Raw genomic sequence first — 24,976 nt, forward strand, 5'->3', positions numbered from 1 at the left:
TTGATGCTTTTCTTAACCGGCCGCTGAACACTGGGTTGGTACGCTGGGATCAGTGAAAGGATGGGATATCCATGGATGTGTTAACAATCACTGATCTGACGAAACAGTACCGGCACTTCACGGCCTTGGCAGGGCTGACCATGCACGTGCCCCGGGGGGTGATTTACGGCCTGGTTGGCCAGAATGGCGCAGGCAAGACGACCCTGATTCGCCAGGTCTGCGGCTTACAAACGCCCAGTGGGGGCACGGTGACTCTATTCGGTATCGATCATCGGGAACCGGGCATCGTGCAGGCCCGGCAGCGGATCGGGGCGGTGGTCGAAACGCCGTCGGTCTACCTCGACATGACGGCGGCGGCCAACTTGCGCCAGCAATATCAAATACTGGGTCTGCCTGCCGATGAGACGATTCCCGCGCTGCTCCAAACGGTGGGCTTGGCGGACACCGGTAAGAAGAAAGTTAAACATTTTTCCCTCGGTATGCGCCAGCGCCTCGGGATTGCCATTGCACTGGCCGGCGGACCGGACTTCCTGATTCTGGATGAACCGGCGAATGGGCTGGATCCCCAAGGAATTATCGAAACACGCGAATTAATTTTGAAATTGAATCGGGAACAGCAGATCACGTTTTTGATTTCCAGCCATATCTTGGATGAATTAGCCCGCCTAGCGACCCATTATGGGTTTATCGACCATGGCCGGATGGTGCGTGAGGTGAGTGCGGCTGAATTGCAAAAGGCCTTTAAAAAACGCACGGTGGTGACGGTGAATGATACGCGGATTCTTGCGCGGGTATTGACTGAAAAACAGATGGCGTTTGAAATTACGGATGCCCATCACGCAGCGGTATTTGATGTGCCGGAAGTTACGGCGTTCGTCATGGCCTTAGCAGCGGCCGGGTGTACGGTGCAGCGGCTGACTGAGGTGGACGAAAGTCTGGAAAGTTACTACATCAACTTAGTGGGCGGTGGTCAGCATGCATAAACTGGTGGTGGCCAACTTAAACCGCGCCTGGCGGGGAAAACTGTTTTTCGCGGCCTTGGCGATTATGCTGGCGACGGCGCTGATCACTGTGTTGGATGCCCGGCACATTGGGCCTGTGGATCCATTTTTTACAACCTATTTGCTGATTGTCGGCAGCGTCATACTCCCGCTGATCATGACCATTTGGGTCGCGGTGTTTATCGGGACGGATTACAGCGATGGCACGGTGCGGAATAAAGTGATCGCGGGGCATACGCGTTGGCAGATTTACGGCGCCAATCTGGTGGCCTGTCTGGCAGTCGTTGGCCTGTTGTACGTCGCTTATCTTGTGACGGCGGTTGGTTTAGCCCGGCTGACCGTCTCGGGATTCAGGCTCACTGCGATTTGGCGCGGCCGCATCGGCGGCCAATTCCTGCTCATTATTTTTGGGTTGTTTAGCTGCACATCGCTGTTCGTTGGCCTCTGCATGGTGTTGAGTAATCGTACGGCGGCCACCGCGGCGGTGATCTTTCTGTTTTTGACACTGTTGATTGGCGGCGGCATGGCCTCGATGAAGTTAGCTGAGCCGGCCGTTTATACCAGCTATTCGGATAGCGGCAAACCGGTGCGGCGGAAAAATCGCAGTTACTTGGGCGGTACGAAACGCCAAATCGTCCAAACGGTCACTGATATGACACCGATTGGGCAGACGGTCCGAGTTATTATGCCGGGATCAAGCAGTTTGGTTGTGCTGGTGCTGTACGATATGCTGATCATTGGCAGCGCTACAGCACTTGGCGGGATTATTTTCAAACGCAGGGATCTCAAATAAACAGAAAGCGGTGGCTGTGATGGCTTGGTTGATTGGTGTGCTGCTGATTATCGTACTGATTCTAGCCGCCTGGTTAGCGTATTTACGCGCCAGCATCCGCGAGCTGGACCGGCAATTGGTGGCCCAAGCGCAAACAACTACTAATCGGCTGCTGACGGTGACCAGTCGGGACCGAGTTCTGCGTCATTTCACCCACACCCTGAATCAGCAATTAGCCGATACTCGGCTTGCCCGCCAGCGCTACACCGCCGGGGACAACGCCTTGAAACAAGCCATTACCAACGTCGCCCATGATTTGCGCACACCCTTAACCACGATCAATGGATATTTGGAATTGTTAGCGAAAGAACCGCGGTCGGCAGTGACCCAACGGTATTTGGCCATCATTACTGAACGCACCAATGCAATGAATCAATTAACGGAGGCCTTATTTCAGTATTCGTTGGCCAAGGTCAATAATGGGGCGTTGACAATTACAACGGTCAATTTAACGGATGCTGTGGCTGCGGCGTTGGCGGCGCAGTATGCGGCATTCCGTGACCGCCAGATCGTGCCGACTGTTCAGTTGCCAGAAGCGCCCGTGCCGCGCGCACTGGATGCAACAGCCATGCAGGCTGTATTGGCCAATATTTTTCAAGTCGTGGTGCATTACCAGCCCAGCCGGGTGCAAGTTGTCTTGACTACCGCAGGTACACTCACCGTCACATTTTCCGCCGCCGCGCTTGATATGGGCAAAGTCGGGCGCCTGTTTGATCAGTACGACTCAGTTGAAATGGCACGACCTGCTGGCGGCCTGGGTCTGGCCACCGCTCGGACACTGGTGGTGCAGATGGCCGGCACTTTGACGGCCGCTTATCAAGCCGGTGCCTGTATCATCACCATGACTTTTTCTCAATAAACGGCTATCTTTTCGGGGGCAACGATTCGTTTCCCCCCGCCGCAGCAACGGTTCGTTCCTGATGAGTCACCCGGATTCTTGTTACGATCAGTGTTGAAAGGGGGTATAGAGCGCCATGATTGAATTTGGGAGCACACTTAAGAAAGTCCGGCTCGCCCAAGGCCTTTCCCAGCAGCAGGTCGCTGACAAATTGAACCTCACGCGGCAGACGATTTCTAAATGGGAAAACGGTCGGGGCTATCCGGACTTCGAGAATTTGATACTACTCAGTGAGTTATACGGCGTCACCATTGACCAGCTCGTCAATCGGCGCACTCTAAATTTGGACCCCGTCCAGGTGCTGACTATGAACAAGAAGCGAGAAAAGGCGATGTGGCTGACGCGGCAGGCGAAGATATTGGTTTCTACAATTGCAATTCTGCTGATTGCGTATGTCGGGATCACTTTCGCCCGATCAACGTATGACACATACACCAATAACATTGCGATGATGCCCTATTTTGTTTACGTCAAGAATGTCAAAACAGTGGACCGAACGATTACGAAAGAAGGACTGATCACATCAGTGGATGCAATCACATTGAAAAATGGCGAGCGGATCGTGCGGCCAACAGTGGCTAAATTGAGGAAGCGCGGTTTACTTATCAAAATCAATCCATGGCGTGATGACAGCGAGCAAAACGTCCAGTCCTTTTCTAAAAAGATGCTGGCCAGGAATGAAAAATAACGCAAAACAGCGCTGCTCGGGTTTTCCCCAATCAGCGCTGTTCGTTTACCGTCTAGCCTGTTTCTGCTGGCGTTTCTCAATAAATACTTTAGCCCGCCAGTGAATCCACGCCCGCACCCGGTGTTGATCATCACGACTGCCCAGAGATAAACTGTCCAGAAAGAGACATAGCCAATCGAGTAATGCATCCATAGTGACGACCTTCTTTCAAATGACCGGAAGAGAACTACTCACTAAGGATAGTTTACACCGATACCGTGTAAACGCCTCCATTAGCAACTCAACAAACGAACCAATCAATTGACTTATCCCGCGAATCCGGTTACAAAGGAAGTAACAACTTGGGAGGAGCACAACATATGACAGAAGAGCAGCCAATCGTCAATATTCATCGCCAAAATCCGCCAGCTTGGTTCAAAGCGGCCGACTTTGGCATCTTTATCCACTGGGGCGTGTACAGCGTACCAGCCTTTGCACCGGTGGAGAGCGAAGATTTTGACACGATTAAAAAGCACCACAGCATCAAGTATATGTACAAACACACACCGTACGCAGAATGGTATGCCAATAGTCTCAAAATTCCTGGGAGTCCAGTGGCGCAATATCATCATGCCCACTACGGCGACCATACGCCATACACCAGCTTCGCTAAAAGCTTCCAGCATACCGCCCAGCAGGTGGATGTCGAGAAGTGGGCCGACATGTTTGCCCAGGCGGGGGCGAAATATGTGGTCGTGGTCACGAAACACCACGACGGATTCGTGATGTATGACACGCAGATTGCCAATCCCAATGTGACTGATTACCATTTGAATTTTGACTTTGTTGGTCAATTAGCGGCAGCCGTGCGTAAGCGAGGCATGCGTTTTGGCGTGTATTACTCGTCATTGCTGGATTGGACTTTCACCAAGAAGCCCATTCAAACCGCCGCGGATATGATGGTGGGGAATGACAAGAGTCAGACTTATCTGGACTATGCCTGGGATCAGTGGCATGAACTGATTGACCGCTATCACCCTGACGTTTTGTGGAGTGATATCGGCTATCCAGTGGATCCTCGGCTGCCGCAGCTTTTCAAGGATTATTATCGCGCGGTGCCAGAAGGGATGGTCAATGATCGCTGGGGGAATTATCCCAACTGGCTGGATAACCCGGTACTGCGGCCGCTCTTTAACGTTGCCGCCCAGATCGTCACGAACCGGGAAGACAAAAAAGGCGCGGACACCCCGCCCAAGTATTATGACTATCGGACATTGGAGTATACCGACGACTGGCATGGGACCGACTATTTTGAGACGACCCGGGGGATGGATAAGTCCTTTGGCTATAACCAGTACAGCCGGCCGCAGGATTATATTACCGCTGATGAAGTACGGGATATCGTCGCCAAGGTCCGACCGCAGAAAGGCCGCTTACTGCTGAATGTTGGCCCAGAGAAAGACGGGACGATTCCACCGTACCAAGAGCAGATTCTGAAGGATTTGGCTGAAAAGCAGCCGTAACAGTCCAAGACCGTCGTCAGACTCATTGGCGGCGGTCTTTCTATATGCAAGACGCATGACTCACCATCCAGCATAGGCATTCGACATGCTGCGTTTTCTCCCATAGACTGAAGAAAGAAAACGAAAGGCAGACTAAAAAATGAGTGATGTATTAACCAAAGCACTGGCCGGTCAACCAATTCAATTCGATGATCCCGGATTCCAAGCGGTGGACGCAGTCGTTGCCCGGAATAGTCAGCTTTTGATGCAACTGAATACTGGCTATCGCGACCGGGGGGCGGTCAATGCTTTGCTGGAGAAGCTGATTCAACGGCCTGTGGCGCCCACGACGACGCTGCTGCCGCCGTTGCAAACGGATTTTGGCGGACACATTTTTCTCGGGCACGACGTCTTTATCAACCGCAACTGCATGCTGGTCGATTTAGGCGGTATCTATATCGGGGACCGGGTGTTGATTGGCCCGAACGTGACGATCTTGACCGTGAATCATGAGGAGAATCCAGCGGCCCGGCGCAATCTCCGGTGCCAAGCCGTCCACGTCGAAGCAGGTGCATGGTTGGGCGCCAATGTGACCGTGCTGCCCGGGGTGACGATTGGCGAAAATGCGATTATCGGGGCTGGGTCACTGGTGACTAAGGATGTACTAGCAGATACCGTTGTGATCGGATCACCGGCAAAAGTGTTACGGAAAATTAAAATGACGGATTAACCGCCTAAAAAATCACCCGCTGACAGCAATGCTCAGCGGGTGATTTGTGCTTATAAGGTCGGGCGCATGGTATACCCGTACCCGTTGGAGCGGGTCAGCAGGGTCAGCTGCGCTAGATTATCTTGGAAACCCTGGGGATACGGTGCCCGGGGCTTAATGCTATTGGCGTAAACGCCATCCAACAATCGGGTAAGGATTGCCTGGGGAGCTTGGTTATCTCGGTCAAGTTCTTTGTAAGCTTGTAGGAGCAATGATTTAACCGTTGGAAATTGATCATCCAGGACGTTATACATTTCAGAAACAAGCGTCTTAGCTTGGTCGGTGACTGATTGTTTGGACATAATATGGACCTCCTTAGGGTAATACGACCACTTTACCAAATCCTTGACTGCTGGCCAAAAATTCGTGGGCTTCTCGGGTTTCCGCCAGCGGGAACGTTTTTACCGGGGAGACATCAATATGGTGCTCTTCAATGAACGTGATGATCTCCTGAAGCACCGCGGCGGAGACCTGGTCACCAGAAGAGAAGCCGGTGAGGTACCGGTTATTTGGAATATCGCTGATGGGGTCGAAGTCTTGCAAGTACCACACGCCGCCGAGTTCGCCGGTGACGTTGGCAATGCCGAATTCGGTCAGGTGCTGCAACGAATCCCGGGTCGATGCCGGGCCAATCAGATCAATGATCTTATCGAAGGGCTGGATATCGGCGGGCAGCTTCAGTGCATCCGGGGTTACGAGGATTTGATCCATACCGACTGCGGCCAGCAAGGGTTTCTTTTTCGCTGATCGGGTTGTGCCAACGATATCAGTATGCCGGTTCAGCGCTTGGATCAGCTTGAATACGGCAACACCAACGCCGCTGGTGGCGGCCCGGATCAAGATGCGGTCGTGCGCTTTGACCTGCAAACTGCGGACAATCCCCCACGCGGTGTAGTAAGTTTCAGGCACCGCCGCCAAGTCGGCCCAAGAGAGGTTGGTGGTGACCGGATAGATCTGATCATTGGGCAGCAGGACGTACTCGGCATAGCCGCCATCGAAGGCCCGGCCCGTTTCGCCCATGATGGAAATGACTTTCTGGCCCCGATGGAATTTATCTGGGGCGGAAGTTTCGTCAATCGTTCCGACTGCCTCAATGCCCAGAATCCGCGGGAATTGTACGCTGGGTGATTGGCCTTCGCGGGTAAAAATCTCGGAATGATTGATGCCAAAGCCGCGTACCTTAACCCGCGTCCAGCCGGGTTTCACCGGCGGTGTGGGGACATCAGTGTATTGGAGTACTTCCGGCCCGCCGGGATGAGTGACCACGATTGCTTTCATGAAAAATCGTCTCCTTTTTCAAATAGTGTAACATTTCTGCTTGCCTTGGAGTTCACTTCAAGGTTTACACTGTAGTCAGTCAATAAGGAAAGGGGCTTTGCACATGAGTAAAGTAATTGTGATTACTGGGGCATCCAGCGGTATCGGGGAAGCTACGGCCAAGCTGTTAGCCAAGCAGGGCAATTCAGTGGTCCTGGCGGCGCGCCGGGCCAGCCGGTTGCAGGCGATCGTTAAGGATATTGAGGCGGCCGGCGGCCAGGCCGCTTACCAGGAAACGGATGTCACGGATCGCCAGCAGGTGCAATCCCTGGCGGACTTCGCCTTGAGCAAGTTCGGCAAAATTGATGTTTGGATGAACAACGCTGGCTTGATGCCGCAATCCACCTTTGATCAATTGAAGGTCGATGAATGGGACCGGATGGTGGATGTCAACATTAAGGGCGTGCTCTATGGCATCGCCGCCGCGTTACCAGTGATGCGTAAACAACAGAGCGGGCAGTTTATTAACTTGTCGTCTGTGGCTGGCCATGTCGTCCATGCCGGCAGTGGCGTCTATGCGGGCACAAAGTTCGCGGTCCGGGCCATCAGTGATGGGCTGCGCCAAGAAGAAGCAGCAGCGGGCAGCCATATTCGGGTGACAGTGATTTCTCCTGGCGCGGTGGCGACCGAATTGCCGAATACGATTACTGATCCGGCAACGAAGAAGAATGTGGATGCATTCTACGCGGAAGATGCGATCGCCGCCGACCGGATTGCCGAAGCAGTGGCTTATGCGATTGCGGCCCCAGAGGATACATCAATTAACGAGATTTTAATTCGCCCAACCAAACAAATTGTTTAAAAGGGGTGCATCACATATGGATACAGTTAAATTGAATAATGGGGTGGAAATGCCCATCGCCGGGTTTGGCGTGTTTCAAATTCGCGATCAAGATCAAGCGGAACAAGCGGTGGTGGATGCCATCCACGCCGGCTATCGCCTGATTGACACAGCGCAAGCCTACGGCAATGAAGAGGCTGTCGGTAAAGGCATTAAACGGTCTGGTGTCCCCCGGGACCAATTATTTATCACCACGAAGGTGTGGATCACCGATGTGGGTTACGAAAAGACCCAAAAGGCGTTGGACGTCTCCCTCAAGAAGCTGGATCTGGACTATGTGGACCTCTACTTAATTCATCAACCGTACAATGATATCTTCGGTGCATGGCGCGCTATGCAGGAAGCTGAGCAGGCCGGTAAGATTCGAGCCATCGGGGTATCGAACTTCGAACCTGATCGGTTAATGGATCTGTCCGCCTTCAGCGGTGTCACGCCGGCGGTCAACCAGATTGAAATCAATCCGTGGCAGCAGCAGAAAGAAGCCTTGGCTTTCATGGCGCAGGAAAATATCCAGCCAGAAGCCTGGGCGCCATTTGCGGAGGGCAAGCACGAGATTTTCCACAATCCCGTACTGGAAGCCATCGGTAAAAAGTACGGCAAGTCGGTTGGCCAAGTCATTCTCCGCTGGGTTGTGCAGCAGCACGTTGTCGCCCTGGCGAAGAGTGTGCATGCGGAACGGATGGCTGAAAATATCGACATCTTCGACTTCCAGCTGAGTGATGATGATATGGCTCAGATCAGCCAATTGGATCGCCATGAGAGTCAGTTCTTTGACCACCGGGATCCGGAACAGATCAAGCGTTTAGCGACGCTGCATTAATATTGGGACAAAAAATGGCGATGCCTGCAACGGGCACCGCCATTTTTGCGGAGACATACTATACTGAAAATCAGGGGGAGATCGGCATGGATAAACAATTGATCAAAGTCAGCAAGCGGTTATCGTTCGCACTGCGTCACCATCCAGAGCGGCTTGGGCTACACTTGGATGCCTATGGCCGCGTTAGTTTGGCCACACTGTTGGCGCAGTACAACGCCCACTATCAAACACCGATTGACGAACAGATCATCCGGACGATCATGGCGGCCAGCGATAAGCAGCGGTTTGCTATTGAAAATGGTCAGATTCGCGCGTTATACGGGCACAGTATTCCCGTCAAGCTGCTGCAAGCGCCGGCCACGCCGCCGGCAGTGCTGTATCACGGCACATCATATCAAGCGGCGGTGATGATCGAAACGGAAGGCTTGAAGAAAATGGACCGAGACTTTGTTCATCTTTCAGCCACCGTGCCCATGGCCGTCAGTGTCGGCCAGCGCCGGGATCCGCGCCCCGTTATTTTCCAAGTGGCAGCCCAGCAGGCCGCGGCCGCTGGCTTGCTATTCTATCCCACCGAAAGTCATATTTGGCTGGTGGACCATGTGCCAGCCAAGTATTTGACAGTGATGGCCTCGTAAGTGATTAGAATCAGTCATGCACGATTGTATGGCGAATCGAGACGTCAACTCAGCAATCACCGATTCGGCATGCTAAAATTAATATACGGCGGTTAAGAAATTCCATACCGTTGTCAATCAATTGAGGGGAATGGTCTCACATGCAATCAGTCACAGAGTATTTCACGAAGATGTTCGTCTTCAATGCCCGCGCGACAAGAAAGCAGTTTTGGATTCCGTACTTTGCTACAATCATCATTTCGGCGTTACTGGCTTGGGCGACCGGTGCTTACAAACTATACGACGCTAACGACATTTTCCATTACCAATTGACCACTGGTGCAACGATTTGGCTGGTTTATGCCATCATTGTATGGATCGCCAACTTCACCATTCGGGCCCGGCGGCTGCACGATACGAACCGCAGCAACTGGTGGATTTGTATCGCTCTCGTACCGATAATTGGTGGTATCTGGCTGCTTATCCTGTACCTGCTGCCCAGCAAGGCCGACACCCGCTGGCCAGTGAACCAATCTGATGCGCACTAACATCAGCGTCAGCAATACTTAGGAATCACAGAGTACGAAAGAAGGGCACCTAGCCGTTGGGGTTGGGTGCCCATCTTTTTTAGATTGCAGCCGCTTACTGCGTTTGCCGCCGATGCACGATGGTGAGCGAGACGATGAGGGACAAAATGATCAGCACCAATAGGACCAGGCAACTTTGCCACAGTGTCTGGCTGGGGTGTTTTTTGTTAAAAAACACCTTCAGGTATTGCTCTGGAATCAACACTCTGACTAAAGCAAAAAATAGGAACAGGAAAGAAATCGCGCCGTATTGCGCGCCTTTTTGCCCAAATTGGTAGAAAAATGGAATCGTCCAAAAATACATAAACAGAAAAAACACAATAGCCGCACCAGTGACGATGGCCAATTCGGTGGTTGATATATTGGGGAAAATCAAGTGGACAACAACAGTATAGGCACTGGCCACTGCCGCGATGATTCCGGCCAAAAAGATAAGGACAATGTAACGGCTCAAAACGATGGCAGTCGCGGATTCTCGGGCCATTTTGGCAAAATCGAGCCAGCGGGTGCGGTCGTCGTCAACAAAAAGGGCTGTTAGGCCATAAATTGCTGCCATGATAACGATCGCACCAACAATGGGGGCCAATTCTTTAAGAAAGACCCCGGCCGCCAAAATGGCGAGGCCCACAAGCAAAACTAAAGGACGCAGCCAAAGATGGCGCAACTGACCGATATCTTTAATTATCAGACCCAACATTAGTCTTGCCTCCGATCTGACAGTGCGTGTTGAATGATGCCAGTCAAATCCTGGCCCCGGTATGCATCAGCGGCCAGCGTCGTGACCGTTTGGCCCTGCTTCAGCAAAATAAAGCGGTCGCATAAGGTCTGAATGTCATCAAGCCTGCGGGTGGCCAAAACAATCCCAGACTGGTGCTGGTGGCGATAGGCCTGCAAAGCGGCCAACACGGGCGGCCGGTCGTCAGGAGCCAGGTTTTCTGTCGCTTCGTCCAGCAGGAGCAGCGGGGCATTGTGCGCCAGAGTCACCGCTAAGTTCAAAGCGGCCTGCTGGCTTTTGGCCAACCGCGCAACGGGGGTGCGGCGGGGCAATGCAAAGTCAGTCATGTAGTCGGCAAACACCCTGTCCTGCCAAGGCCAGGCCAAATGGCGAAAAATATGGACCAGCTGGTTGATGGTCAGATTCTGGGGGAAGGGCAGCTGGGCGAAACAATAACCGATATTGTCAGTCTCCCGCTGGATACTGCCGCCGTCTGGCGATATTAGACCGGCTAAAATATCGAGAATCGTGGTTTTGCCGGCGCCAGTATCGCCCAGTAGGCCAATGGTTTCATTAGCGGCGGCCTGGATTGAAAAATCTGTTAGGACCAACTTGGGATAAGTTTTACTGACAGTGTCAGCACTGACGAATGCGCCCTTGGTTGTCATGGCTGCTCACTTCTTTTTGGTCAGGGCATAAATCCCCAGTGCACAGAGAAGAGCTGCAAAAACAAAGATCTGCGCGTATTGCCGCATGGACTGAACAATGTAAGAGACGAAAAACATAATAATTGAAAGTGCCGCAATGATTTTCAGCACGATGACTAATCCGCGATTCTTTGCCATCATCATCACCCCACACCTGTATTGAAAAGGCCACTTCTTTACATCGACCAAATTATAGGAAGGGGGTGCAAGATAAGTCAAACATTTCCCACCGGAATTTTTAGAAAGCCATTTGACCGACTTTTTCCAAATACGCCTTTCGTTTCTCCTCTGGGGCATTCGTGATCCCGCCAAAATTCGACCAGCGCACGTGCCGCATCCCCAGCTGCTTCAATGTGGCTCCGATAAATACTTGCTTAACGGCATTGCCGCAGAAGAATCGCAGATAGAACGTGGGTGACGTGGAGGTCGTCAGGACATAGGTTTTCTGAATGTTGGTCAGCGTGCCCTTCACTCCGGTCTTTGTCACCACATGGGTCAAACCGGCGCCTTCCTTCATCACTTTATCGATGAACCCTTTCAGCATCCCCGGCAAATCGTTCCACCAAATGGGCGTGATAAAGATCACGGCATCGGCCGCTTTGAGTTGAGTCAGATACTGGGTGACCAGCGGATCATGGGTCTGGCCGCTGTGGAACAGCCGCAGTTCTTCGGCGTCATAAGCAGGGTTGAACCCATCGTGATACAGATCAATGACCTGGTAAGGATCGCCTTGCTCAGTCAGCTTGGCTGTCACGCGATCCAGTTCAGCATGGTTGAAACTGCGGTCATAAGGATGCGCATAGATAATCAAAAATTGGGTCATTATTCAAGACTTCCTTTCCTAAACCAGCATTTGGTCCAGCGTTCGCGCCAGCAGTGCTCGGTCATATACCGCGGCACCATTCTTAATCAGCAGCGCGTAACCCAGGATGAAGGACCATACCTGGGTGAAGAAGTCAGCGGGTGGGGTGGTGCTGGCACTGCTGGCTAACGTCGCGGCAATCAATTGGCGGGTGAGGGTCAGCAATGGAAAATCGGTTGTGTCGGTGCCGGGTTGGTATTGCTGCGTCGCCTGGGGATTGAAAAACAAAAAGTCGATCACGTGGGGCTGGGCCGCGCTGGCTTGGAGCAGCTGCTCACCCAGCAAGCACAGTTTTTCTTTCGCGGTGTCGGCGGCCGCAAGCAGCGGCATGACTTGGGCGGTCAATTGCTGCGAGAGAGTGACCGTGACGGCGCGAAACAGGTCGTCTTTACTGGCAAAGTGTTTGTAAAAGGCGCCGGTGGTCAAGCCGACGTGTTGGGCGAGTTGACGCAGAGAGATCGCGGCGCTGCCGTGTTTCGTGATGGTCGCGATCGTAGCCGCAATGATGCGATCTTCCGTATCGTTTGTTTTTCCAGCCATGGGGTAGTCATCTCTTTTCTTTGATGACCATAGGATAACACCGTTATCCTATGGTGACAAGAAAAACCTGCTGAGCAGTTTAATGCTCGGCAGGCTGCTAATCAGTATGCGATCAATAGCCCTGGCTCAGGTCAACTTGGTTTTCGGCCAGTGACCCATCGCGGATAAATTGGGCGAGATTGTGGTAAAGAATCGTTGCTGCTGCCGTGTATATTTCGGTGAATGCACCGGACACGTGGGGCGTCATGAGCAAATGCGGCGCTTGCCAGAGCGGTGACGTCGCCGGCAGCGGTTCTTGTTCGAACACGTCCAGCGCAGCACCGCTGAGCTGGCCAGTCTGCAAAGCCGCCACCAGCGCTTCAGTATCCACCGAGGGACCGCGACCAACATTGATAAACAACGGTTTCTTCGTCAGCGCATCGAAGAATGCAGCGTTGAAGAAGTGATGCGTCTCCGGTGTCAGCGGCATGATATTGATGATCACGTCCGCGGCCTTGGCAAATGCGGCACTGTCTTGATCGGTACCGACGGCGGCAAAGGGGGCGACGGCTTCCCCATGGTGGGAAATGCCGGTGACCGTCATGCCCTGTTGAGTCAGGATCTCGGCGATGGCGCGGCCGATATGGCCAGTGCCATAAATCAGCGCGGTCTTACCCGGCAGTGTAAAGACGTCTCCGCGCGAGGCGTCCCTATCCCAGAAATTCTCGGGTGTCCGGTGAGCGCTGTCCGCTATGCCCCGAGCAAAGGCCAGCACGTAGGCGAGGACGGATTCGGCGATCGGCCGAGCATGGATACCGCTGGTATTGGCCATGACGATGTTCTTTTCCTGGAACGTGGCCAACGGGAAATAATCGACGCCGGCAGAAAATGATTGAACGAAGCGAACCGTCGAATTTTCTTTGATCAAGTCGTTTAACCGGCTTTGCCAGCCGAAAATCGCAGTGATATCAGTCAAACCGTGTTGGGCTAAGTAGTCGGGGCCTTCGATCTGCACGTTGGGCAGAGCGGCAATTTGGTCTTTGATGGGCGCGGGAATGGCCATGAGGGCGAGTACTTTCATGAGACAACAACTCCTTTTCACCATTTTAGGCGCTGGTTTGACGATACTGCAAGTGGTCCCCAGTGACACAAATATGACGGCAATCTTACAAAAACGTCATACCCCGGTTTGCTGCGGCGTGGTATTCTGAAGCCAAACCAGCAAAGGAGTGCGATTCATATGAGCCAGCTCTACGTGCGCCAACACTTTTTCAGCCTCGGCGGCCACTTTGATGTGACTGACGCCAATGGGAACACCCGCTATACCGTGGTCGGCAGTTTCTTCAAGTTTCCCAAGGAATTCCAGCTGCTTGATCCCAGCGGCAATGAAGTGGCGAAGGTCATCCATCAGCCCTTTCACTTTCTCGACACTTTCGATGTGGATATGAACGGCCGGACTATTGCAACAATTCGCAAGAAGATCACGTTTCTGCGCAGCCAATACGAAATCGACAGCGGGGCGGTGGATGTTCAGGGCAGTTGGTGGGGCTTTAATTTCACCGTCACTGCCCAGGGCCAAGAGGTCGCGCAGATTCATGAAGATGCCTTTTCGTTCGGCCATGCCTACGAGTTAGACATCAGCAACGAAGATTATGAAGGGCTTGTTATTGCGCTGGTATTGGCGATTGATTATGTGAAGGCCCAAGATAGTGCGGGTGCGTCATCGTCTTCGACCTAAGTAAGCACTCAGCAACCGTTTTCTCCCCGTTCAATGCTATGCTTAAGGAAACAAGTAACGAGGGGAAGTGTAATCATGGCAAAAGTACCGGTTAAGGCAGAAAAAACGATTCAGGCTGCGCCGCCGCCAATGACCAGCGCTGGCGAACGTCTCAGCTATTGGTCCTACTTTGTCGGCCAAAGTATGTCCTACACCATGCTCGGCGGCTTTCTCACCACCTACATGATGATGATCGGCATTGACTTGACCAAGATTGCGACGGCAATGGTGATCGTCAAACTGTGGGACGCCGTGAATGATACGATTTTCGGCGTGATTTTTGACCGGGTGAAATTCAAGAGCGGCAACAAGAGCCTGCCGTGGCTGCGGATGACACTGGTCTTGATTCCGCTGACGACGATTTTTATCTACCAAATTCCCGGTGCTCTAAGCCAGACGGCGAAGATTGTCTGGTTTGTCGTCGGCTATATATTGTGGGACACCGCGTATACGTTGAGCGACATTCCCATTTATAACCTGGTCACGATGATGACCACCAATCTGATCGAGCGCAACAGTATCCTTTCCATTGCCCGGGTCTTCGCCCTGGGCGGGGCATTCGTCACCTCCATGCTGGCGACGGTACTGGTCAGTGAACGGGTCGGCTTCAGCTTTGCCCAGACCGCGCTGCTCATATCGCTGATCGTTGTCCTGACGATGATCCCGGTGGCGATCAAGGGCAAGGAGCGAATCAAGACCAAGCCGAGTGAGGAAAAGTACAGCTTCGGCAAGATGCTCCATTACCTGCGGAGCAACAAGTATCTGCTATTATTCTATTCCGGCTATATTATTTCCGGGGTACTGATGACCCAGGCGGCCATTGATCTGTTCGTTTCCTATTATTTATTTGGCAGCGCGCTGTTCAGTACCTTGATGTTGGTCCTTTCGGCCCTGCCGATGCTCATTATTTCGCCGCTGATCAACCGGATATTGAAACACGTGGACAAGTTCCGGCTGTTCTATTGGGCCAACGCCGCCTTTGTGGTCACTGGCCTAGTGGTCTATCTGGTCGGGTATAAAAATGTGCTGCTCTATATCATTTTGGTGATTATCCGGTCGATTCCCTATGGCCTGATTTATACGATCAATCTGACCTTCACGCCGGATGCCGTTGAGTATGGCCAGTTCAAGACGGGGGTGGATGCCCGGGGCGTGGCCTTTGCCATCCAATCCTTCGCGGCTAAGTTCACTTCCCTGGCCCAGCCCATCGGCTTGTTTATCCTCAGTCTGTTCGGCTGGGTGACGATCGATGCCAGCAGTTTCGCTCAGTTGCAATCGATGCACATTGAACAGACAGCGATGGCGCTGAACGGGTTATGGATCACGGCGACCTTGGTGCCGGTGATTGGCACGGCGTTGGCCCTGATTCCGTATCATTTCTACAAACTGAACGACAAGGACGTTCAGGTGATGGCGAAGTTCAATGCGGGTGAAATTACCCGGGCGGAAGCCGATGCGGCGCTGTCGCGGAAATACTAGCTGCGCGGTAAATAACAAAACGCACTGTTTGGGGGAGCAGGTATGGGGGAGACTAATACCCAACATCGACTGGCGGCGGTCTGGATCGGTATGGCGGTTATTCTGCTGGCCATTTGGGGCAGCGGTCTGGGACAGTCGGTCACGGCCGCAGTGGACCTGCCCGGCGACATGGCGGGCTACTATTATGATGGTGACGATGTGCTCAGTACCGCGACGATTGCCCGTATTAAGCAGATCAATTGGCAACTGATGGACACGCCCAACGCGCCGGAGATCGCGGTCGCGACTTTGGCGGATGCCGATGAAGACATTGACCAGTTGGCTGCTGATTTGTACAAAGCCTGGAACGTCGGTCAGGGGAAAAAGAATGTCGGCGTCCTAATCATGACCAATAATCGCCACGGGACGCGCTATGTGAAGATTGAAGTCGGAAATGGCCTGACAGCAGTGCTGAGTAGCCCCCAAATTGGCGATATTCTCGATGCCAATCGCCAGTTATTGCAGTCTAAAGACCCGGACACGGTGGATAAAGGCCTCCGCCGGGTCTTCGATCGGGTGGCCAAAGCGGTCATTCCCGCAGCGGGGAAGAACAAGCCAGCGATCGTGCAGCGAACCGATGCGCTTATTCAGTGGCTGGTGAAGCTGCGGATTGGATCATGGACCATCTTGTTTTAAGTATCTTGATGGCCATCGGTTTAGTGGTTTTGCGCGTCGTCATCGCCATCGTACTGCGCATGAGCAGCTTACGGCATCGGGAAAAGACCGGTCGGAACTATTGGTGGGATCGGCCGCGATTATGGCAGGTCATGGGCTGGCATATCCCGGTCAAGGCCGCCCACTGGATCGTCCTGGCGCTGCTGGTGAGCTATCTTTTGGCCCATTTTGTGTTCCGCGCCAGCCACTGGCTCAATTCACTCACCTTTGTGGCCTTTTTCTTCGGCACGTTCTTCCTTGATCCCTGGGACTGGTTCACCGGGGTATTGCGCATGGGCCGTAATGCCGGGTCGGGGTCTGACTCCAGTGACGGGTAGCCTGGCGCTGCAATATAATAGATCGGTGAATTTGTCAAGCACCATTCCGGATTAGCCGTTGACTTTGCGCTTTTCAACCGGTATGATTGTTAACGGTATTGTTTACCCCACTGTGAGCCCCGGAAACTTAGATTGGTGTAAACACCGAAAATGGAGGAACTAATTTTGCGTACAACTTATCTGGCTAAGCCAACTGAAATCGAACGTAAATGGTATGTACTCGACGCCACAGATATTCCCTTGGGACGTATGTCGGCTGCCGCTGCCACGATTCTGCGGGGCAAGAATAAGCCACAATTCACTCCGAATGTGGATACGGGTGACAATGTGATTATTATCAACGCCGCGAACGTGAAGCTGACTGGCCGCAAGGCCTCCCGCAAGTTATATCATCACCACAGCAACTATGCTGGCGGGTTGCGGACACGGACTGCTGGAGAAATCCGGGAGAACCATCCGACAGAGCTGATCGAATTATCGATCAAGGGCATGATGCCGAAGAACTCGCTTGGTCACAAGCAGTTCCTGAAGCTTCACGTCTATGCTGGCGCAGAGCATAAACAGACTGCGCAACAACCCGAAGTGCTTGATATTAACAAGCTTATTTAAAGGAGGAATTCATTGTGGCACAAACAGCAGATTATCTCGGCACAGGCCGGCGCAAGAATTCCGTTGCCCGTGTTCGTTTAGTACCTGGTACTGGTAAGATCACGGTCAATGGTCGGCCGGTTGAAGATTACATTCAATCCGCGCTCCTGATCCTTGACTTGAAGCAACCGTTTGGCGTTACTGAAACCACTGACACTTACGATGTTAAGGTCAATGTTTTCGGCGGCGGCTATTCTGGCCAAGCCGGTGCGATCCGTCATGGTATCGCCCGGGCATTGTTACAAGTCGATCCTGATTTCCGTGGCGCCTTGAAGAAGGCCGGGTTACTGACCCGTGACCCGCGGATGAAGGAACGGAAGAAGCCTGGTCTGAAGAAGGCCCGTAAGGCGAGTCAATTCAGCAAGCGTTAATCATCGATTAATTGCCGTACTGATAACGACATTGAGAAGGTCTGCTCATTGCGAGCAGGCCTTTTTTTTCGCCCAAAAAAAGCCCTGCGAAGGCAGGGCTGGCATCACTTGCTAATAGGGCCGATCGCCATCGGTACCAGGTTTATCGATGCCTAGACTGCTGTGCTGGTGCAGCGCGGGATTCTTGATTGTCTTGACGATCAAATCGGCAATACTCTGGCGGGAGATGGTCGTGCCTTTGAACGGCGACCCTTTTTCGGTGAGCTCGTAGTCAATCTCGTCATCATTGGTCATGTAAGCGGCGCGGATGATGGTGTAATTCACGGTCGATTCCTCAATGATTTTCGCCGCTCGGCGGGTGTCGTCCATGACTGGTGTGCCAATTGATTCCTCCACCCACCGGCCGAATTCGCCGGGTACTTCGTGGTACAGGCCCAGACCGGTGACATAGATCAGGCGATTGACGTGGGCCGCTGTCATAGCCTGAACAATGTTTTTGGCCATGGGTTCAAACTCGCCGCCCAAGTTGGCATAAACCAGATCTTGACCAGCCATGGCTTGGGCAAGGGTCGGATAGTCGTTCACGTCGCCGTTGATCACAGTCTCCCGACTGGGATCCGTTTGACCGATCCGTTTTGGCTGCCGCAAAAGGCGGAAATGAACACCAACAACTTATTCTGGCGTAATATTGGGTTGCGGGGCGGCATCGCCTCCGTGACCACATATGACAAGCAGATTCTGCTGAAGGCGGTCTTGGATGGTACGATTCACCCAGGCAAAGTCTTTACGCAGCGATTCGATTTGGACCACATTCAGGATGCCTATGATGCCATGGATCAGCGTAAAGCAATCAAGTCATTAGTGTTTGTCAGCCGCTAGTCAATTGAAGGAGTGAGTCGAATGACCATTGATGAAGTCAGCAAGAAATTCAACTTAACCAAAGATACTTTGCGGTATTGGGAACGCATTGGGTTGTTGCCGGAGATTACCCGGAATGAGAGCGGCTATCGGGACTATGACCAGCATGCCGTGAACTGGGTGTATTACGTCATGGTGCTGCGCAAGGCAGGGATGTCGATCGAAGCGCTGTCGGAGTTTGTCAAACTATTGCGTGAGGGCGATCAAACGGTCGCGGCCCGCAAAGCCTTGTTCGTCAAACAACGGGCAGACCTGGCGGAACAAAGGGATAATATTGATAAAACCATTCGCTACCTCGATTTTAAGATCGATCATTTTGAAGACCACATGCTGGGCTACGAAAACGAGATGCTGGCCTATGAGGGTAAAGACACGGACTCTGACAAAGCCCATATCAAGGGATGATGGTCCATGCGGCCAATTTTATTTTTGGACACCAGTGCACCGCCGAATCAGCGCGTCCAAGCACTCACTGATCAGCTGTTGGCCGGTCAAGACTATTGCACTGTCCGTTTAGTGGAGAGCCCAGTAGCCGCACCGGGAGAAAATAGGCCCGACGATCAATTTGCCGGGGTCTGTGAATCCATCCAAGACGCCAACATCCTCGTGGTTGGCGTTCCGGCCGGCCGGCAGCAGTCGGCAATGACTGCCTTTGCCCAGCGGGTGCTGGCCAGCCGCGAGCAGTTCACGAACTGTCCCCGGAAACAGATGGTGCTGGTCCTGCCGACGGCCAATCGAACAGACCAAGTGGTTAACCTGTGGAGCCGGGTGGCGATGCATCTGGATATGGATCTCACGGCGGTGGTGACCGATCGGGCATCTGCTGATCAGGCGGCCGATTACTTACAAACGGGTCGCGTCAAGCGGCCGAAAATCAAACTCGTGATTCGGCTTGATTAAATAGCGAAACTCTCTGACGGTGTCAGGGAGTTTTTTTGGTTTAAGAAACCCGATCACTATCCGGTGTCGTGTGGATCGCCATATAGACTAGTTCCGACAGCGTGATCAGCAGACAGCTGGGCGGATAGAAGTAGACAATGACGGCTACCGCGGCCGTCTCGGCCGGCAGCCGCCAACCGCGCAGGAAGCGAAATATCGGCATCTGCCGCAGCCGGGCGGCTTTCTCGGTATTCGTGGCATCCAAGTCGTTGGCGATGGCTACGCTGAGATAAAGATAGGTCTTGCTCCAGAGGAAGAAAACCAGCAAGTAGAAATACTCTGGTCCGCGCGCTTGCAGATAGCGGCCGGCCCAGGCCGTCGCCACCGGCAATAACGACATCGCGAACAACCAGGCAATGTTCAGCCAATAGACCCGTTTGGAGATCCGTTCGGCCAGGGAGAACATATAATGATGGTTGTACCAGGCTACGGCGATGAAGACGAAACTGACGCCGAAGGCAAACAGATAGGGACCCTCGTGGAGAATGGCCGTCCACTTGGGCGATTCCGGAGTTTTGAATTCTAAGACCATGATCGTCATGATAATGGCGACCACGGCGTCAGTAAAAGCTTCGACACGGGCTTTGTTCATAAGGCCGCTTCCTTTCTGCAATTACTCCCTAAGTATACCGCCGCGGCAGTGAAGTGCGGACTGATTCGCTCGCGGGGACGTTGAATCACTGCCTGGTTCGCAGTACAATGCGGCAATCAATACGAAATGGGAGGTTAATCATGGGTCAAATTATTTTGTTAGCTGTGGCACTGCGCTTTTTTACGCGTCATATTTTTCAGTACGAGAAAATATCTCGGCTGGAGATGGTGATTGTGCCGGCATATACCTTGATCATGGGGTGTGTGCTGATTATCAAGCGACCGCCGGCATTGCTGCCGCTGGTGCTTACGGTGGTGATTGGGGCACTGGTTGGCTGGTTCCAGGCGACGGGGCTGGTGCTGCAAGTGACCGATGAGCAGGATGAGAACCAGCGGCCGATTGTTAAAGCCCGGCGCAACTGGCAGTATTTACTGGGGTGGATCGTGATTTTTGCGTACGGGATCCTGTTTGCCTGGTGGTCAGGGGAACGGGTCAGCATCATGGGCGAGCTGACCGACGAGCTGGTCAAAGATCTGTTTGTTTTTAAGAACTTCTCGCAAGCGGCCAGTTGGAACATTATGCTGCAATCCGCGGTGGCCAGTATCGTTTACATCATGCTGGCGATCCGCAAAGAGCCGCGAGTATGGGCCGCCATTGCGCATCGGGAAAAGACAAAAAGCAATTAACATAGTGCGGTCTAGCGGGATTGCTTCGCCGCCTCGTCTATTCGGTTTTCAGAAAATTTTGTGCTAAGATAACAAAAGTGACTTTCTGAAACATTAATGAAGAAAAGGGGACACCGCCGTGGACGGCAAGCAGCAATTTCGACCGAAAACACATTGGACACTTTCTGAAAAACATCATATGGCCATCCCGTGGCAGGATTTGATCCACGAAGATGACATCCCGGCAAAGGAAGCCAGTTTGGCAGCGCGGGCGACGATCGTCGGGCGGGTCGGCATCATTCTGCTATCCTGCGGGACCGGGGCGTGGCGCGTGCGGGACGCGATGGATACGGTGGCCCGGGTACTGGGACTGACTTGTTCGGCCGATATTGGCCTGATTTCTATTGAATATACCTGTTTCAGCCCGCATCACCATTATTCCCAGGTCCTGTCGCTGCCCACGAGCGGGGTCAATACCGATAAATTAAATCGGATGGAACGGTTTGTCCATCAGTTCGAAGGGAAATATGCGCATTTGACGATGCGGGAGCTGCATCTGACCCTGGACCATATTCAGCACCGGTCCGGCAACTATTCGGTGGTGGTTGGCGGCCTTGCCGCCGCGCTGGCATGCAGTGCCTTCGTCTTTTTACTGGGCGGCGGGCTGATCGAAATGCTGTGTGCCTTCATTGGCGCCGGTGTGGGCAATCTGATCCGCGGCTGGATGATCAAAAAGCATATCACGACCTTGGCCTGCATTGGCGTCGGGGTAGCGGCGGCGTGCCTTTCCTACGCGGCGGTTTTCCAAAGTCTGGTGGCGCTGTTTAATGTCGCGGCCGGGCATGAGGCTGGGTATATCGGCGCGATGCTGTTTGTTATCCCTGGTTTCCCGTTCATCACCAGTATGCTGGATATGTCGAAATTGGATATGCGGTCCGGCATCGAACGGCTGGTGTATGCTACAATGATCACCACCGTAGCGGCACTGGTTGGCTGGCTCTTTGCGCTGATGGTCAACTCGCGGCCGGGTAATTTTATGCCGTTGGGCCTGAACCCGTTCGTTCTCGCCGCTTGCCGCGTTTTGGCCAGCTTCTGCGGCGTGTATGGGTTCTCCATTATGTTCAACAGCCCCCAGAAGATGGCGATCACGGCCGGACTTGTCGGGGCCGTAGCTAATACGCTGCGCCTGGAACTCGTGGACTTGACGATTATCCCGGCCGCCGCCGCGGCCTTCATTGGCGCACTGACCGCGGGGCTGCTGGCCTCGCTGATCAATCGTTACCAAGGGTTCCCCCGAATCTCGCTCACGGTGCCATCCATTGTTATCATGGTACCGGGCCTGTATATTTATCGGGCGATGTACAATATTGGGTCCAACTCGCTGAGTGTCGGCGCGATGTGGCTGACGCGCGCGGTGCTGATCATTATGTTTCTGCCCATGGGGTTGTTTGCGGCCCGGCTGATTTTAGATGAAAAATGGCGGCAGAGCGACTAAAAGAACGGTCTCATCATTCGTAAGCGGTCGTTGAAATAGGTGTGAAGACAAAAATGGTGCAATCCTCTATCATGAAGATTGCACCATTGCTTTACCCGCTGTTATTCGTGACAGAACGCCTGCACCTTCGGCGCCCACGGCAAATAGTCCTGCAAGGCGACCATGTCGCCGGGAGCCGGCAAATTAGGCACTGTGTCGAATAGATAGTTGAAATATTTACTCGGATCGAGGTGATTAGCCCGTGCTGTCGTGAGCAGACTAAGAATGACCCCCGCAGCCGTCGCGCCGCGTTTGCTCTGCGAAAACAGCCAATTTTTACGACCGATGACCAGTTCTTTGACGGCGCGTTCGGCCCGGTTGTTCGATAGTTCAAGTCGGCCGTCCAACAGGACTGCCCGCAAGCCAGCCTCATGCTTCAACGCATAGGTGATGGCTTTGCCCACCTTGGATTTTGGCAGATAGCTGCCGTCCAACGAGACCAGCCAAGCGAAGAACGCATCCATGACAGGTTTGAGTCGTTGTTCGCGCTGGGTTTGACGTTCATCAGCCGACAAGTCTTGCCATTTCTTTTCCCATTGGAAGAGATCATTGCAATACTGGCGGCCCGTTGGGGCCAGCCCCTTGTCTCCGGCGGTCACGGCTTCGTCAAACTTACGACGCACGTGAGCCCAGCAGAAGACATTGGTGACCCCAAGCAAATTAGGGTAAACGGCGTAGGCATCACTTTGCAGGTAGCCTTCGTAGCCGGCCAGGAACCGGGCAGCTTCCTCGTAACCGCGGCTATTACCGTGCTCATACATGACGATCTGGTGGGCGCTGTGCTTGCTGGACGTGTAGACCCAGTAATAGGTCTGCGCCTTCTTTAGATCCAACACCCGGTAGGGCGTTTCGTCCGCATGGATAACGTCTTGAGTCAGCAGATCTCGGTGCATCAGCTTGTATAGGGACTCCAGGTAGCCTTCTGACGCCTTGATGTGCCAGTTGGCAATTGATTGCCGGGTGAAATCGACCCCGCGACTGTGCCACAAGCGTTCTTGCCGGTTGTCCGGAATCTTGTAGGCAAACTTAGCCATGATGGATTCGGTCAAGACGCTTGAAGAAGCTGGACTATGCGGTATGGCTGGGCGAGGCACATCGGACTTCTTAAGGAACTGGTTGCCGCGCTGATTCAAGCAGCCGTTAGGACACGCGTAGGTGTGCCGATAGACGATTGTGTGCAGGAGCTGTGCCGGAATCAAGGTTGCTTCTTCGCGTACTTTCGACCGGCCGATATCCTGCATCTCTTCACCACAGACCGGGCACTTGCGCTCCTCACCTTCGAGCAGGCAATCCTGCTCGTCCAGCGGCAGCTTGTTCAAGTCGGTGCTCTTGGTCCGTGTCGCTTTCTTGAGCTTCTTCTTGGCGACCTTGCGGTCATCACCGGTGAGCTTGTCGATGATGCTTTGTTCTTCACCGGTGATGATGTGCTCATTGAACAGGTTCGTCTGGCCATGCGGCAGGTTATCGCTTGATTCCCGGCGCCGACCGAACAACATGCGCTTCAAGACGGCGATCTGTTCCCGGAGGTCCTGATTTTCATTTATCGAATTCTGCAGTGCGGTGCGTAATTGTTCTGGCGAAGCGTCCACCAATCGCACTGCATCTTTTGTGTCTACCAATCGGTGTTCCTCCAATAAATATAATAAATGGATTATATCATGTTTTATACGGCGAAGGAAAGAGGAGATGCTAATAAATCATGGCTTCTCCTCCTCAATTAGTTGGTATATCCTGGCTTGAAATCATGAATGGTACTCCGTTCTTGAATACTTAGACCAGTAATCAATCGCTTCAGCTGGTAATGACTGAGATGCTGCACCTCAGAGCGCGTTCGCGGCCACTGCAGGTGGCCGTTCTCGTACCGTTTGTAGTAAAGAACAAACCCACTGCGGTCCCAGTACAGAGCCTTGAACCGATCGCGCTGACTGCCGCAGAATAAGAACAGCGAGTGATCATAAGGCACTTCGTCTTCGCCGTACAGCTCCCGCAAGGAAGCGGCCAAACCGTCGATTCCTTTGCGCAGGTCCGTTTTTCCGCAAATGATATAGATGTTAAGCTCTTGGATATTGGGGAACATTGCCTGTCAACTCCTGGAGCACCACGTGCAGAATTGCCCGGTCAACACCGGTGTAAAACACGACCTCGGCGTCCTTGAGCTTCACTCGTGCCGCAACCTGCGGTTTGACCAGCGGCTTCGGCGACCGGTCGGTCACCTGGATCGGCACGATATCTTTGATTTGAACCATGAAAGGCCTCCTTGTTTACTTGATAAACCAAGTTTACAAGGAGGCCTGCACCGGGTCACGATACCTATGTCAACGACCGCTTACCATCATTCCGGTTGCGGAATTGACGAGACCGTTTTTGAATT

The 24,976-nt window shown here is 53.1% G+C and carries 34 protein-coding genes and 1 pseudogene; 21 read left to right on the forward strand and 14 right to left on the reverse strand.

Annotation, left to right across the window (positions count from 1 at the left end):
- The first annotated feature begins 71 nt into the window (after positions 1 to 71).
- The 4 genes from FMM01_RS00665 (at position 72) to FMM01_RS00680 (ending at position 3,419) form a co-directional block, all read left to right on the forward strand.
- Positions 72 to 983 carry an ABC transporter ATP-binding protein gene (locus FMM01_RS00665; RefSeq protein ID WP_150391403.1) on the forward strand — a complete coding sequence of 304 codons (912 nt, stop codon included), beginning with the start codon at positions 72 to 74 and terminating at the stop codon, positions 981 to 983.
- The gene (locus FMM01_RS00670) at positions 976 to 1,794 is read left to right on the forward strand and encodes an ABC-2 transporter permease (protein ID WP_150391404.1); all 819 of its coding nucleotides are present in this window, start codon (positions 976 to 978) and stop codon (positions 1,792 to 1,794) included. Before FMM01_RS00665 ends, FMM01_RS00670 begins: the two co-directional genes overlap by 8 nt.
- 19 nt (positions 1,795 to 1,813) lie before the next feature.
- Positions 1,814 to 2,692, forward strand: a complete 879-nt coding sequence (locus tag FMM01_RS00675) for a sensor histidine kinase (RefSeq protein WP_150391405.1) — start codon at positions 1,814 to 1,816, stop codon at positions 2,690 to 2,692.
- 115 nt (positions 2,693 to 2,807) lie between these two features.
- Positions 2,808 to 3,419, forward strand: coding sequence for a helix-turn-helix domain-containing protein (locus tag FMM01_RS00680; protein WP_150391406.1), 612 nt, complete (start codon positions 2,808 to 2,810; stop codon positions 3,417 to 3,419).
- A gap of 45 nt (positions 3,420 to 3,464) precedes the next feature.
- Here the strand turns inward: FMM01_RS00680 and FMM01_RS16130 are convergent, their stop codons facing one another.
- On the reverse strand, positions 3,465 to 3,611 hold the full coding sequence (locus tag FMM01_RS16130) for a hypothetical protein (protein WP_190973418.1): 147 nt from the start codon (positions 3,609 to 3,611) through the stop codon (positions 3,465 to 3,467).
- Between the two features lie 167 nt (positions 3,612 to 3,778).
- Between FMM01_RS16130 and FMM01_RS00685 the strand changes: the two genes are divergently transcribed.
- Both FMM01_RS00685 and FMM01_RS00690 read left to right on the forward strand, forming a co-directional pair.
- Positions 3,779 to 4,921, forward strand: coding sequence for an alpha-L-fucosidase (locus FMM01_RS00685; protein ID WP_150391407.1), 1,143 nt, complete (start codon positions 3,779 to 3,781; stop codon positions 4,919 to 4,921).
- Positions 4,922 to 5,060: 139 nt separating this feature from the next.
- Entirely contained in the window at positions 5,061 to 5,630 is a 570-nt protein-coding gene (locus FMM01_RS00690) for a sugar O-acetyltransferase (RefSeq protein WP_150391408.1), read from the forward strand.
- 50 nt (positions 5,631 to 5,680) lie between these two features.
- Here FMM01_RS00690 and FMM01_RS00695 read toward each other — a convergent pair whose 3' ends face one another.
- The gene (locus tag FMM01_RS00695; protein ID WP_146994720.1) at positions 5,681 to 5,971 is read right to left on the reverse strand and encodes a hypothetical protein; all 291 of its coding nucleotides are present in this window, start codon (positions 5,969 to 5,971) and stop codon (positions 5,681 to 5,683) included.
- Positions 5,972 to 5,984: 13 nt separating this feature from the next.
- Complete coding sequence (locus FMM01_RS00700) at positions 5,985 to 6,947, reverse strand: zinc-binding dehydrogenase (protein WP_150391409.1); 963 nt, start codon at positions 6,945 to 6,947, stop codon at positions 5,985 to 5,987.
- 103 nt (positions 6,948 to 7,050) lie between these two features.
- On the opposite strand from FMM01_RS00700, the gene FMM01_RS00705 reads away from it, so the two are divergent.
- The 4 genes from FMM01_RS00705 (at position 7,051) to FMM01_RS00720 (ending at position 9,809) form a co-directional block, all read left to right on the forward strand.
- On the forward strand, positions 7,051 to 7,788 hold the full coding sequence (locus FMM01_RS00705; protein ID WP_150391410.1) for an SDR family oxidoreductase: 738 nt from the start codon (positions 7,051 to 7,053) through the stop codon (positions 7,786 to 7,788).
- Between the two features lie 16 nt (positions 7,789 to 7,804).
- Complete coding sequence (locus tag FMM01_RS00710; protein WP_150391411.1) at positions 7,805 to 8,647, forward strand: aldo/keto reductase; 843 nt, start codon at positions 7,805 to 7,807, stop codon at positions 8,645 to 8,647.
- Between the two features lie 86 nt (positions 8,648 to 8,733).
- Positions 8,734 to 9,282: an RNA 2'-phosphotransferase gene (locus FMM01_RS00715; protein ID WP_150391412.1), complete on the forward strand. Its 549-nt coding sequence runs from the start codon at positions 8,734 to 8,736 to the stop codon at positions 9,280 to 9,282.
- Positions 9,283 to 9,422: 140 nt separating this feature from the next.
- A complete protein-coding gene (locus tag FMM01_RS00720; protein WP_150391413.1) occupies positions 9,423 to 9,809 on the forward strand; it encodes a DUF805 domain-containing protein in 387 nt (128 codons plus the stop codon).
- 94 nt (positions 9,810 to 9,903) lie between these two features.
- On the opposite strand, the gene FMM01_RS00725 is transcribed toward FMM01_RS00720, so the two are convergent.
- The 6 genes from FMM01_RS00725 to FMM01_RS00745 all read right to left on the reverse strand — a co-directional run bounded on the left by FMM01_RS00725 (position 9,904) and on the right by FMM01_RS00745 (position 13,732).
- Positions 9,904 to 10,545 carry an ABC-2 transporter permease gene (locus FMM01_RS00725; protein ID WP_150391414.1) on the reverse strand — a complete coding sequence of 214 codons (642 nt, stop codon included), beginning with the start codon at positions 10,543 to 10,545 and terminating at the stop codon, positions 9,904 to 9,906.
- Positions 10,545 to 11,231 carry an ATP-binding cassette domain-containing protein gene (locus tag FMM01_RS00730; protein ID WP_150391415.1) on the reverse strand — a complete coding sequence of 229 codons (687 nt, stop codon included), beginning with the start codon at positions 11,229 to 11,231 and terminating at the stop codon, positions 10,545 to 10,547. The genes FMM01_RS00725 and FMM01_RS00730 overlap by 1 nt, the downstream gene beginning before the upstream one ends.
- 6 nt (positions 11,232 to 11,237) lie before the next feature.
- Positions 11,238 to 11,408, reverse strand: coding sequence for a hypothetical protein (locus FMM01_RS16135; RefSeq protein WP_186810208.1), 171 nt, complete (start codon positions 11,406 to 11,408; stop codon positions 11,238 to 11,240).
- A gap of 100 nt (positions 11,409 to 11,508) precedes the next feature.
- A complete protein-coding gene (locus tag FMM01_RS00735) occupies positions 11,509 to 12,093 on the reverse strand; it encodes an NAD(P)H-dependent oxidoreductase (protein ID WP_150391416.1) in 585 nt (194 codons plus the stop codon).
- An 18-nt stretch (positions 12,094 to 12,111) separates the two neighbouring features.
- A complete protein-coding gene (locus FMM01_RS00740) occupies positions 12,112 to 12,672 on the reverse strand; it encodes a TetR/AcrR family transcriptional regulator (RefSeq protein WP_150391417.1) in 561 nt (186 codons plus the stop codon).
- A 112-nt stretch (positions 12,673 to 12,784) separates the two neighbouring features.
- Complete coding sequence (locus tag FMM01_RS00745) at positions 12,785 to 13,732, reverse strand: NAD(P)-dependent oxidoreductase (RefSeq protein ID WP_150391418.1); 948 nt, start codon at positions 13,730 to 13,732, stop codon at positions 12,785 to 12,787.
- A gap of 159 nt (positions 13,733 to 13,891) precedes the next feature.
- On the opposite strand from FMM01_RS00745, the gene FMM01_RS00750 reads away from it, so the two are divergent.
- The 6 genes from FMM01_RS00750 (at position 13,892) to rpsI (ending at position 17,957) form a co-directional block, all read left to right on the forward strand.
- A complete protein-coding gene (locus tag FMM01_RS00750; RefSeq protein ID WP_063516497.1) occupies positions 13,892 to 14,389 on the forward strand; it encodes an LURP-one-related/scramblase family protein in 498 nt (165 codons plus the stop codon).
- A gap of 75 nt (positions 14,390 to 14,464) precedes the next feature.
- On the forward strand, positions 14,465 to 15,907 hold the full coding sequence (locus tag FMM01_RS00755) for an MFS transporter (RefSeq protein WP_190973419.1): 1,443 nt from the start codon (positions 14,465 to 14,467) through the stop codon (positions 15,905 to 15,907).
- A gap of 42 nt (positions 15,908 to 15,949) precedes the next feature.
- Positions 15,950 to 16,582 carry a TPM domain-containing protein gene (locus FMM01_RS00760; protein WP_150391420.1) on the forward strand — a complete coding sequence of 211 codons (633 nt, stop codon included), beginning with the start codon at positions 15,950 to 15,952 and terminating at the stop codon, positions 16,580 to 16,582.
- Complete coding sequence (locus tag FMM01_RS00765; protein ID WP_150391421.1) at positions 16,564 to 16,938, forward strand: hypothetical protein; 375 nt, start codon at positions 16,564 to 16,566, stop codon at positions 16,936 to 16,938. Before FMM01_RS00760 ends, FMM01_RS00765 begins: the two co-directional genes overlap by 19 nt.
- Positions 16,939 to 17,103: 165 nt before the next feature.
- Positions 17,104 to 17,547: a 50S ribosomal protein L13 gene (gene rplM / locus FMM01_RS00770; protein ID WP_150391422.1), complete on the forward strand. Its 444-nt coding sequence runs from the start codon at positions 17,104 to 17,106 to the stop codon at positions 17,545 to 17,547.
- A 14-nt stretch (positions 17,548 to 17,561) separates the two neighbouring features.
- Entirely contained in the window at positions 17,562 to 17,957 is a 396-nt protein-coding gene (gene rpsI, locus FMM01_RS00775; RefSeq protein ID WP_027829538.1) for a 30S ribosomal protein S9, read from the forward strand.
- A 111-nt stretch (positions 17,958 to 18,068) separates the two neighbouring features.
- On the opposite strand, the gene FMM01_RS00780 is transcribed toward rpsI, so the two are convergent.
- Complete coding sequence (locus tag FMM01_RS00780) at positions 18,069 to 18,605, reverse strand: NAD(P)H-binding protein (protein ID WP_150391423.1); 537 nt, start codon at positions 18,603 to 18,605, stop codon at positions 18,069 to 18,071.
- On the opposite strand from FMM01_RS00780, the pseudogene FMM01_RS00785 reads away from it, so the two are divergent.
- The 3 genes and pseudogenes from FMM01_RS00785 to FMM01_RS00795 all read left to right on the forward strand — a co-directional run.
- A pseudogene (locus FMM01_RS00785) lies at positions 18,597 to 18,836 on the forward strand (Zn-dependent alcohol dehydrogenase); the annotation flags it as partial. The gene FMM01_RS00780 and the pseudogene FMM01_RS00785 sit on opposite strands and share 9 nt — an antisense overlap.
- A gap of 21 nt (positions 18,837 to 18,857) precedes the next feature.
- Positions 18,858 to 19,280, forward strand: a complete 423-nt coding sequence (locus FMM01_RS00790; protein ID WP_150391424.1) for a MerR family transcriptional regulator — start codon at positions 18,858 to 18,860, stop codon at positions 19,278 to 19,280.
- Between the two features lie 6 nt (positions 19,281 to 19,286).
- Positions 19,287 to 19,775: a hypothetical protein gene (locus FMM01_RS00795; protein WP_150391425.1), complete on the forward strand. Its 489-nt coding sequence runs from the start codon at positions 19,287 to 19,289 to the stop codon at positions 19,773 to 19,775.
- 40 nt (positions 19,776 to 19,815) lie between these two features.
- Here the strand turns inward: FMM01_RS00795 and FMM01_RS00800 are convergent, their stop codons facing one another.
- Positions 19,816 to 20,406, reverse strand: coding sequence for a TMEM175 family protein (locus tag FMM01_RS00800; RefSeq protein WP_150391426.1), 591 nt, complete (start codon positions 20,404 to 20,406; stop codon positions 19,816 to 19,818).
- A gap of 140 nt (positions 20,407 to 20,546) precedes the next feature.
- Here FMM01_RS00800 and FMM01_RS00805 point away from each other — a divergent pair, with 140 nt between their 5' ends.
- Both FMM01_RS00805 and FMM01_RS00810 read left to right on the forward strand, forming a co-directional pair.
- Entirely contained in the window at positions 20,547 to 21,092 is a 546-nt protein-coding gene (locus tag FMM01_RS00805; protein ID WP_150391427.1) for a hydrophobic protein, read from the forward strand.
- Positions 21,093 to 21,270: 178 nt separating this feature from the next.
- Positions 21,271 to 22,566: a threonine/serine exporter family protein gene (locus FMM01_RS00810; RefSeq protein WP_063516407.1), complete on the forward strand. Its 1,296-nt coding sequence runs from the start codon at positions 21,271 to 21,273 to the stop codon at positions 22,564 to 22,566.
- 101 nt (positions 22,567 to 22,667) lie between these two features.
- Here the strand turns inward: FMM01_RS00810 and tnpC are convergent, their stop codons facing one another.
- The 3 genes from tnpC to FMM01_RS00825 form a co-directional block, all read right to left on the reverse strand.
- Positions 22,668 to 24,224: an IS66 family transposase gene (tnpC, locus tag FMM01_RS00815; RefSeq protein ID WP_150391428.1), complete on the reverse strand. Its 1,557-nt coding sequence runs from the start codon at positions 24,222 to 24,224 to the stop codon at positions 22,668 to 22,670.
- A gap of 98 nt (positions 24,225 to 24,322) precedes the next feature.
- Positions 24,323 to 24,682, reverse strand: a complete 360-nt coding sequence (gene tnpB, locus FMM01_RS00820; RefSeq protein ID WP_150391429.1) for an IS66 family insertion sequence element accessory protein TnpB — start codon at positions 24,680 to 24,682, stop codon at positions 24,323 to 24,325.
- A complete protein-coding gene (locus FMM01_RS00825) occupies positions 24,657 to 24,851 on the reverse strand; it encodes a hypothetical protein (RefSeq protein ID WP_027827606.1) in 195 nt (64 codons plus the stop codon). The genes tnpB and FMM01_RS00825 overlap by 26 nt, the downstream gene beginning before the upstream one ends.
- Positions 24,852 to 24,976 lie beyond the last annotated feature (125 nt).

Origin of the sequence: Schleiferilactobacillus harbinensis (assembly GCF_008694105.1) — a bacterium.
Classification (GTDB): Bacteria; Bacillota; Bacilli; order Lactobacillales; family Lactobacillaceae; genus Schleiferilactobacillus; species Schleiferilactobacillus harbinensis.

What these genes read in the sequence shown, in the direction of transcription:
- FMM01_RS00695 (WP_146994720.1), bottom strand. Translation starts at nt 5,971, where the DNA reads ATGTCCAAACAATCAGTCACCGACCAAGCTAAGACGCTTGTTTCTGAA.
- FMM01_RS00700 (WP_150391409.1), bottom strand. Translation starts at nt 6,947, where the DNA reads ATGAAAGCAATCGTGGTCACTCATCCCGGCGGGCCGGAAGTACTCCAA.
- FMM01_RS00730 (WP_150391415.1), bottom strand. Translation starts at nt 11,231, where the DNA reads ATGACAACCAAGGGCGCATTCGTCAGTGCTGACACTGTCAGTAAAACT.
- FMM01_RS00665 (WP_150391403.1), top strand. Translation starts at nt 72, where the DNA reads ATGGATGTGTTAACAATCACTGATCTGACGAAACAGTACCGGCACTTC.
- FMM01_RS00760 (WP_150391420.1), top strand. Translation starts at nt 15,950, where the DNA reads ATGGGGGAGACTAATACCCAACATCGACTGGCGGCGGTCTGGATCGGT.
- FMM01_RS00735 (WP_150391416.1), bottom strand. Translation starts at nt 12,093, where the DNA reads ATGACCCAATTTTTGATTATCTATGCGCATCCTTATGACCGCAGTTTC.
- FMM01_RS00675 (WP_150391405.1), top strand. Translation starts at nt 1,814, where the DNA reads ATGGCTTGGTTGATTGGTGTGCTGCTGATTATCGTACTGATTCTAGCC.
- FMM01_RS00670 (WP_150391404.1), top strand. Translation starts at nt 976, where the DNA reads ATGCATAAACTGGTGGTGGCCAACTTAAACCGCGCCTGGCGGGGAAAA.
- FMM01_RS00790 (WP_150391424.1), top strand. Translation starts at nt 18,858, where the DNA reads ATGACCATTGATGAAGTCAGCAAGAAATTCAACTTAACCAAAGATACT.
- FMM01_RS00805 (WP_150391427.1), top strand. Translation starts at nt 20,547, where the DNA reads ATGGGTCAAATTATTTTGTTAGCTGTGGCACTGCGCTTTTTTACGCGT.
- FMM01_RS00705 (WP_150391410.1), top strand. Translation starts at nt 7,051, where the DNA reads ATGAGTAAAGTAATTGTGATTACTGGGGCATCCAGCGGTATCGGGGAA.
- FMM01_RS00680 (WP_150391406.1), top strand. Translation starts at nt 2,808, where the DNA reads ATGATTGAATTTGGGAGCACACTTAAGAAAGTCCGGCTCGCCCAAGGC.
- FMM01_RS00800 (WP_150391426.1), bottom strand. Translation starts at nt 20,406, where the DNA reads ATGAACAAAGCCCGTGTCGAAGCTTTTACTGACGCCGTGGTCGCCATT.
- FMM01_RS00755 (WP_190973419.1), top strand. Translation starts at nt 14,465, where the DNA reads ATGGCAAAAGTACCGGTTAAGGCAGAAAAAACGATTCAGGCTGCGCCG.
- FMM01_RS00825 (WP_027827606.1), bottom strand. Translation starts at nt 24,851, where the DNA reads ATGGTTCAAATCAAAGATATCGTGCCGATCCAGGTGACCGACCGGTCG.
- FMM01_RS16135 (WP_186810208.1), bottom strand. Translation starts at nt 11,408, where the DNA reads ATGGCAAAGAATCGCGGATTAGTCATCGTGCTGAAAATCATTGCGGCA.
- FMM01_RS00715 (WP_150391412.1), top strand. Translation starts at nt 8,734, where the DNA reads ATGGATAAACAATTGATCAAAGTCAGCAAGCGGTTATCGTTCGCACTG.
- FMM01_RS00710 (WP_150391411.1), top strand. Translation starts at nt 7,805, where the DNA reads ATGGATACAGTTAAATTGAATAATGGGGTGGAAATGCCCATCGCCGGG.
- FMM01_RS00745 (WP_150391418.1), bottom strand. Translation starts at nt 13,732, where the DNA reads ATGAAAGTACTCGCCCTCATGGCCATTCCCGCGCCCATCAAAGACCAA.
- FMM01_RS00725 (WP_150391414.1), bottom strand. Translation starts at nt 10,545, where the DNA reads ATGTTGGGTCTGATAATTAAAGATATCGGTCAGTTGCGCCATCTTTGG.
- tnpB (WP_150391429.1), bottom strand. Translation starts at nt 24,682, where the DNA reads ATGTTCCCCAATATCCAAGAGCTTAACATCTATATCATTTGCGGAAAA.
- FMM01_RS00685 (WP_150391407.1), top strand. Translation starts at nt 3,779, where the DNA reads ATGACAGAAGAGCAGCCAATCGTCAATATTCATCGCCAAAATCCGCCA.
- FMM01_RS00810 (WP_063516407.1), top strand. Translation starts at nt 21,271, where the DNA reads ATGGCCATCCCGTGGCAGGATTTGATCCACGAAGATGACATCCCGGCA.
- FMM01_RS00740 (WP_150391417.1), bottom strand. Translation starts at nt 12,672, where the DNA reads ATGGCTGGAAAAACAAACGATACGGAAGATCGCATCATTGCGGCTACG.
- FMM01_RS16130 (WP_190973418.1), bottom strand. Translation starts at nt 3,611, where the DNA reads ATGGATGCATTACTCGATTGGCTATGTCTCTTTCTGGACAGTTTATCT.
- FMM01_RS00765 (WP_150391421.1), top strand. Translation starts at nt 16,564, where the DNA reads ATGGACCATCTTGTTTTAAGTATCTTGATGGCCATCGGTTTAGTGGTT.
- FMM01_RS00750 (WP_063516497.1), top strand. Translation starts at nt 13,892, where the DNA reads ATGAGCCAGCTCTACGTGCGCCAACACTTTTTCAGCCTCGGCGGCCAC.
- FMM01_RS00720 (WP_150391413.1), top strand. Translation starts at nt 9,423, where the DNA reads ATGCAATCAGTCACAGAGTATTTCACGAAGATGTTCGTCTTCAATGCC.
- FMM01_RS00690 (WP_150391408.1), top strand. Translation starts at nt 5,061, where the DNA reads ATGAGTGATGTATTAACCAAAGCACTGGCCGGTCAACCAATTCAATTC.
- FMM01_RS00795 (WP_150391425.1), top strand. Translation starts at nt 19,287, where the DNA reads ATGCGGCCAATTTTATTTTTGGACACCAGTGCACCGCCGAATCAGCGC.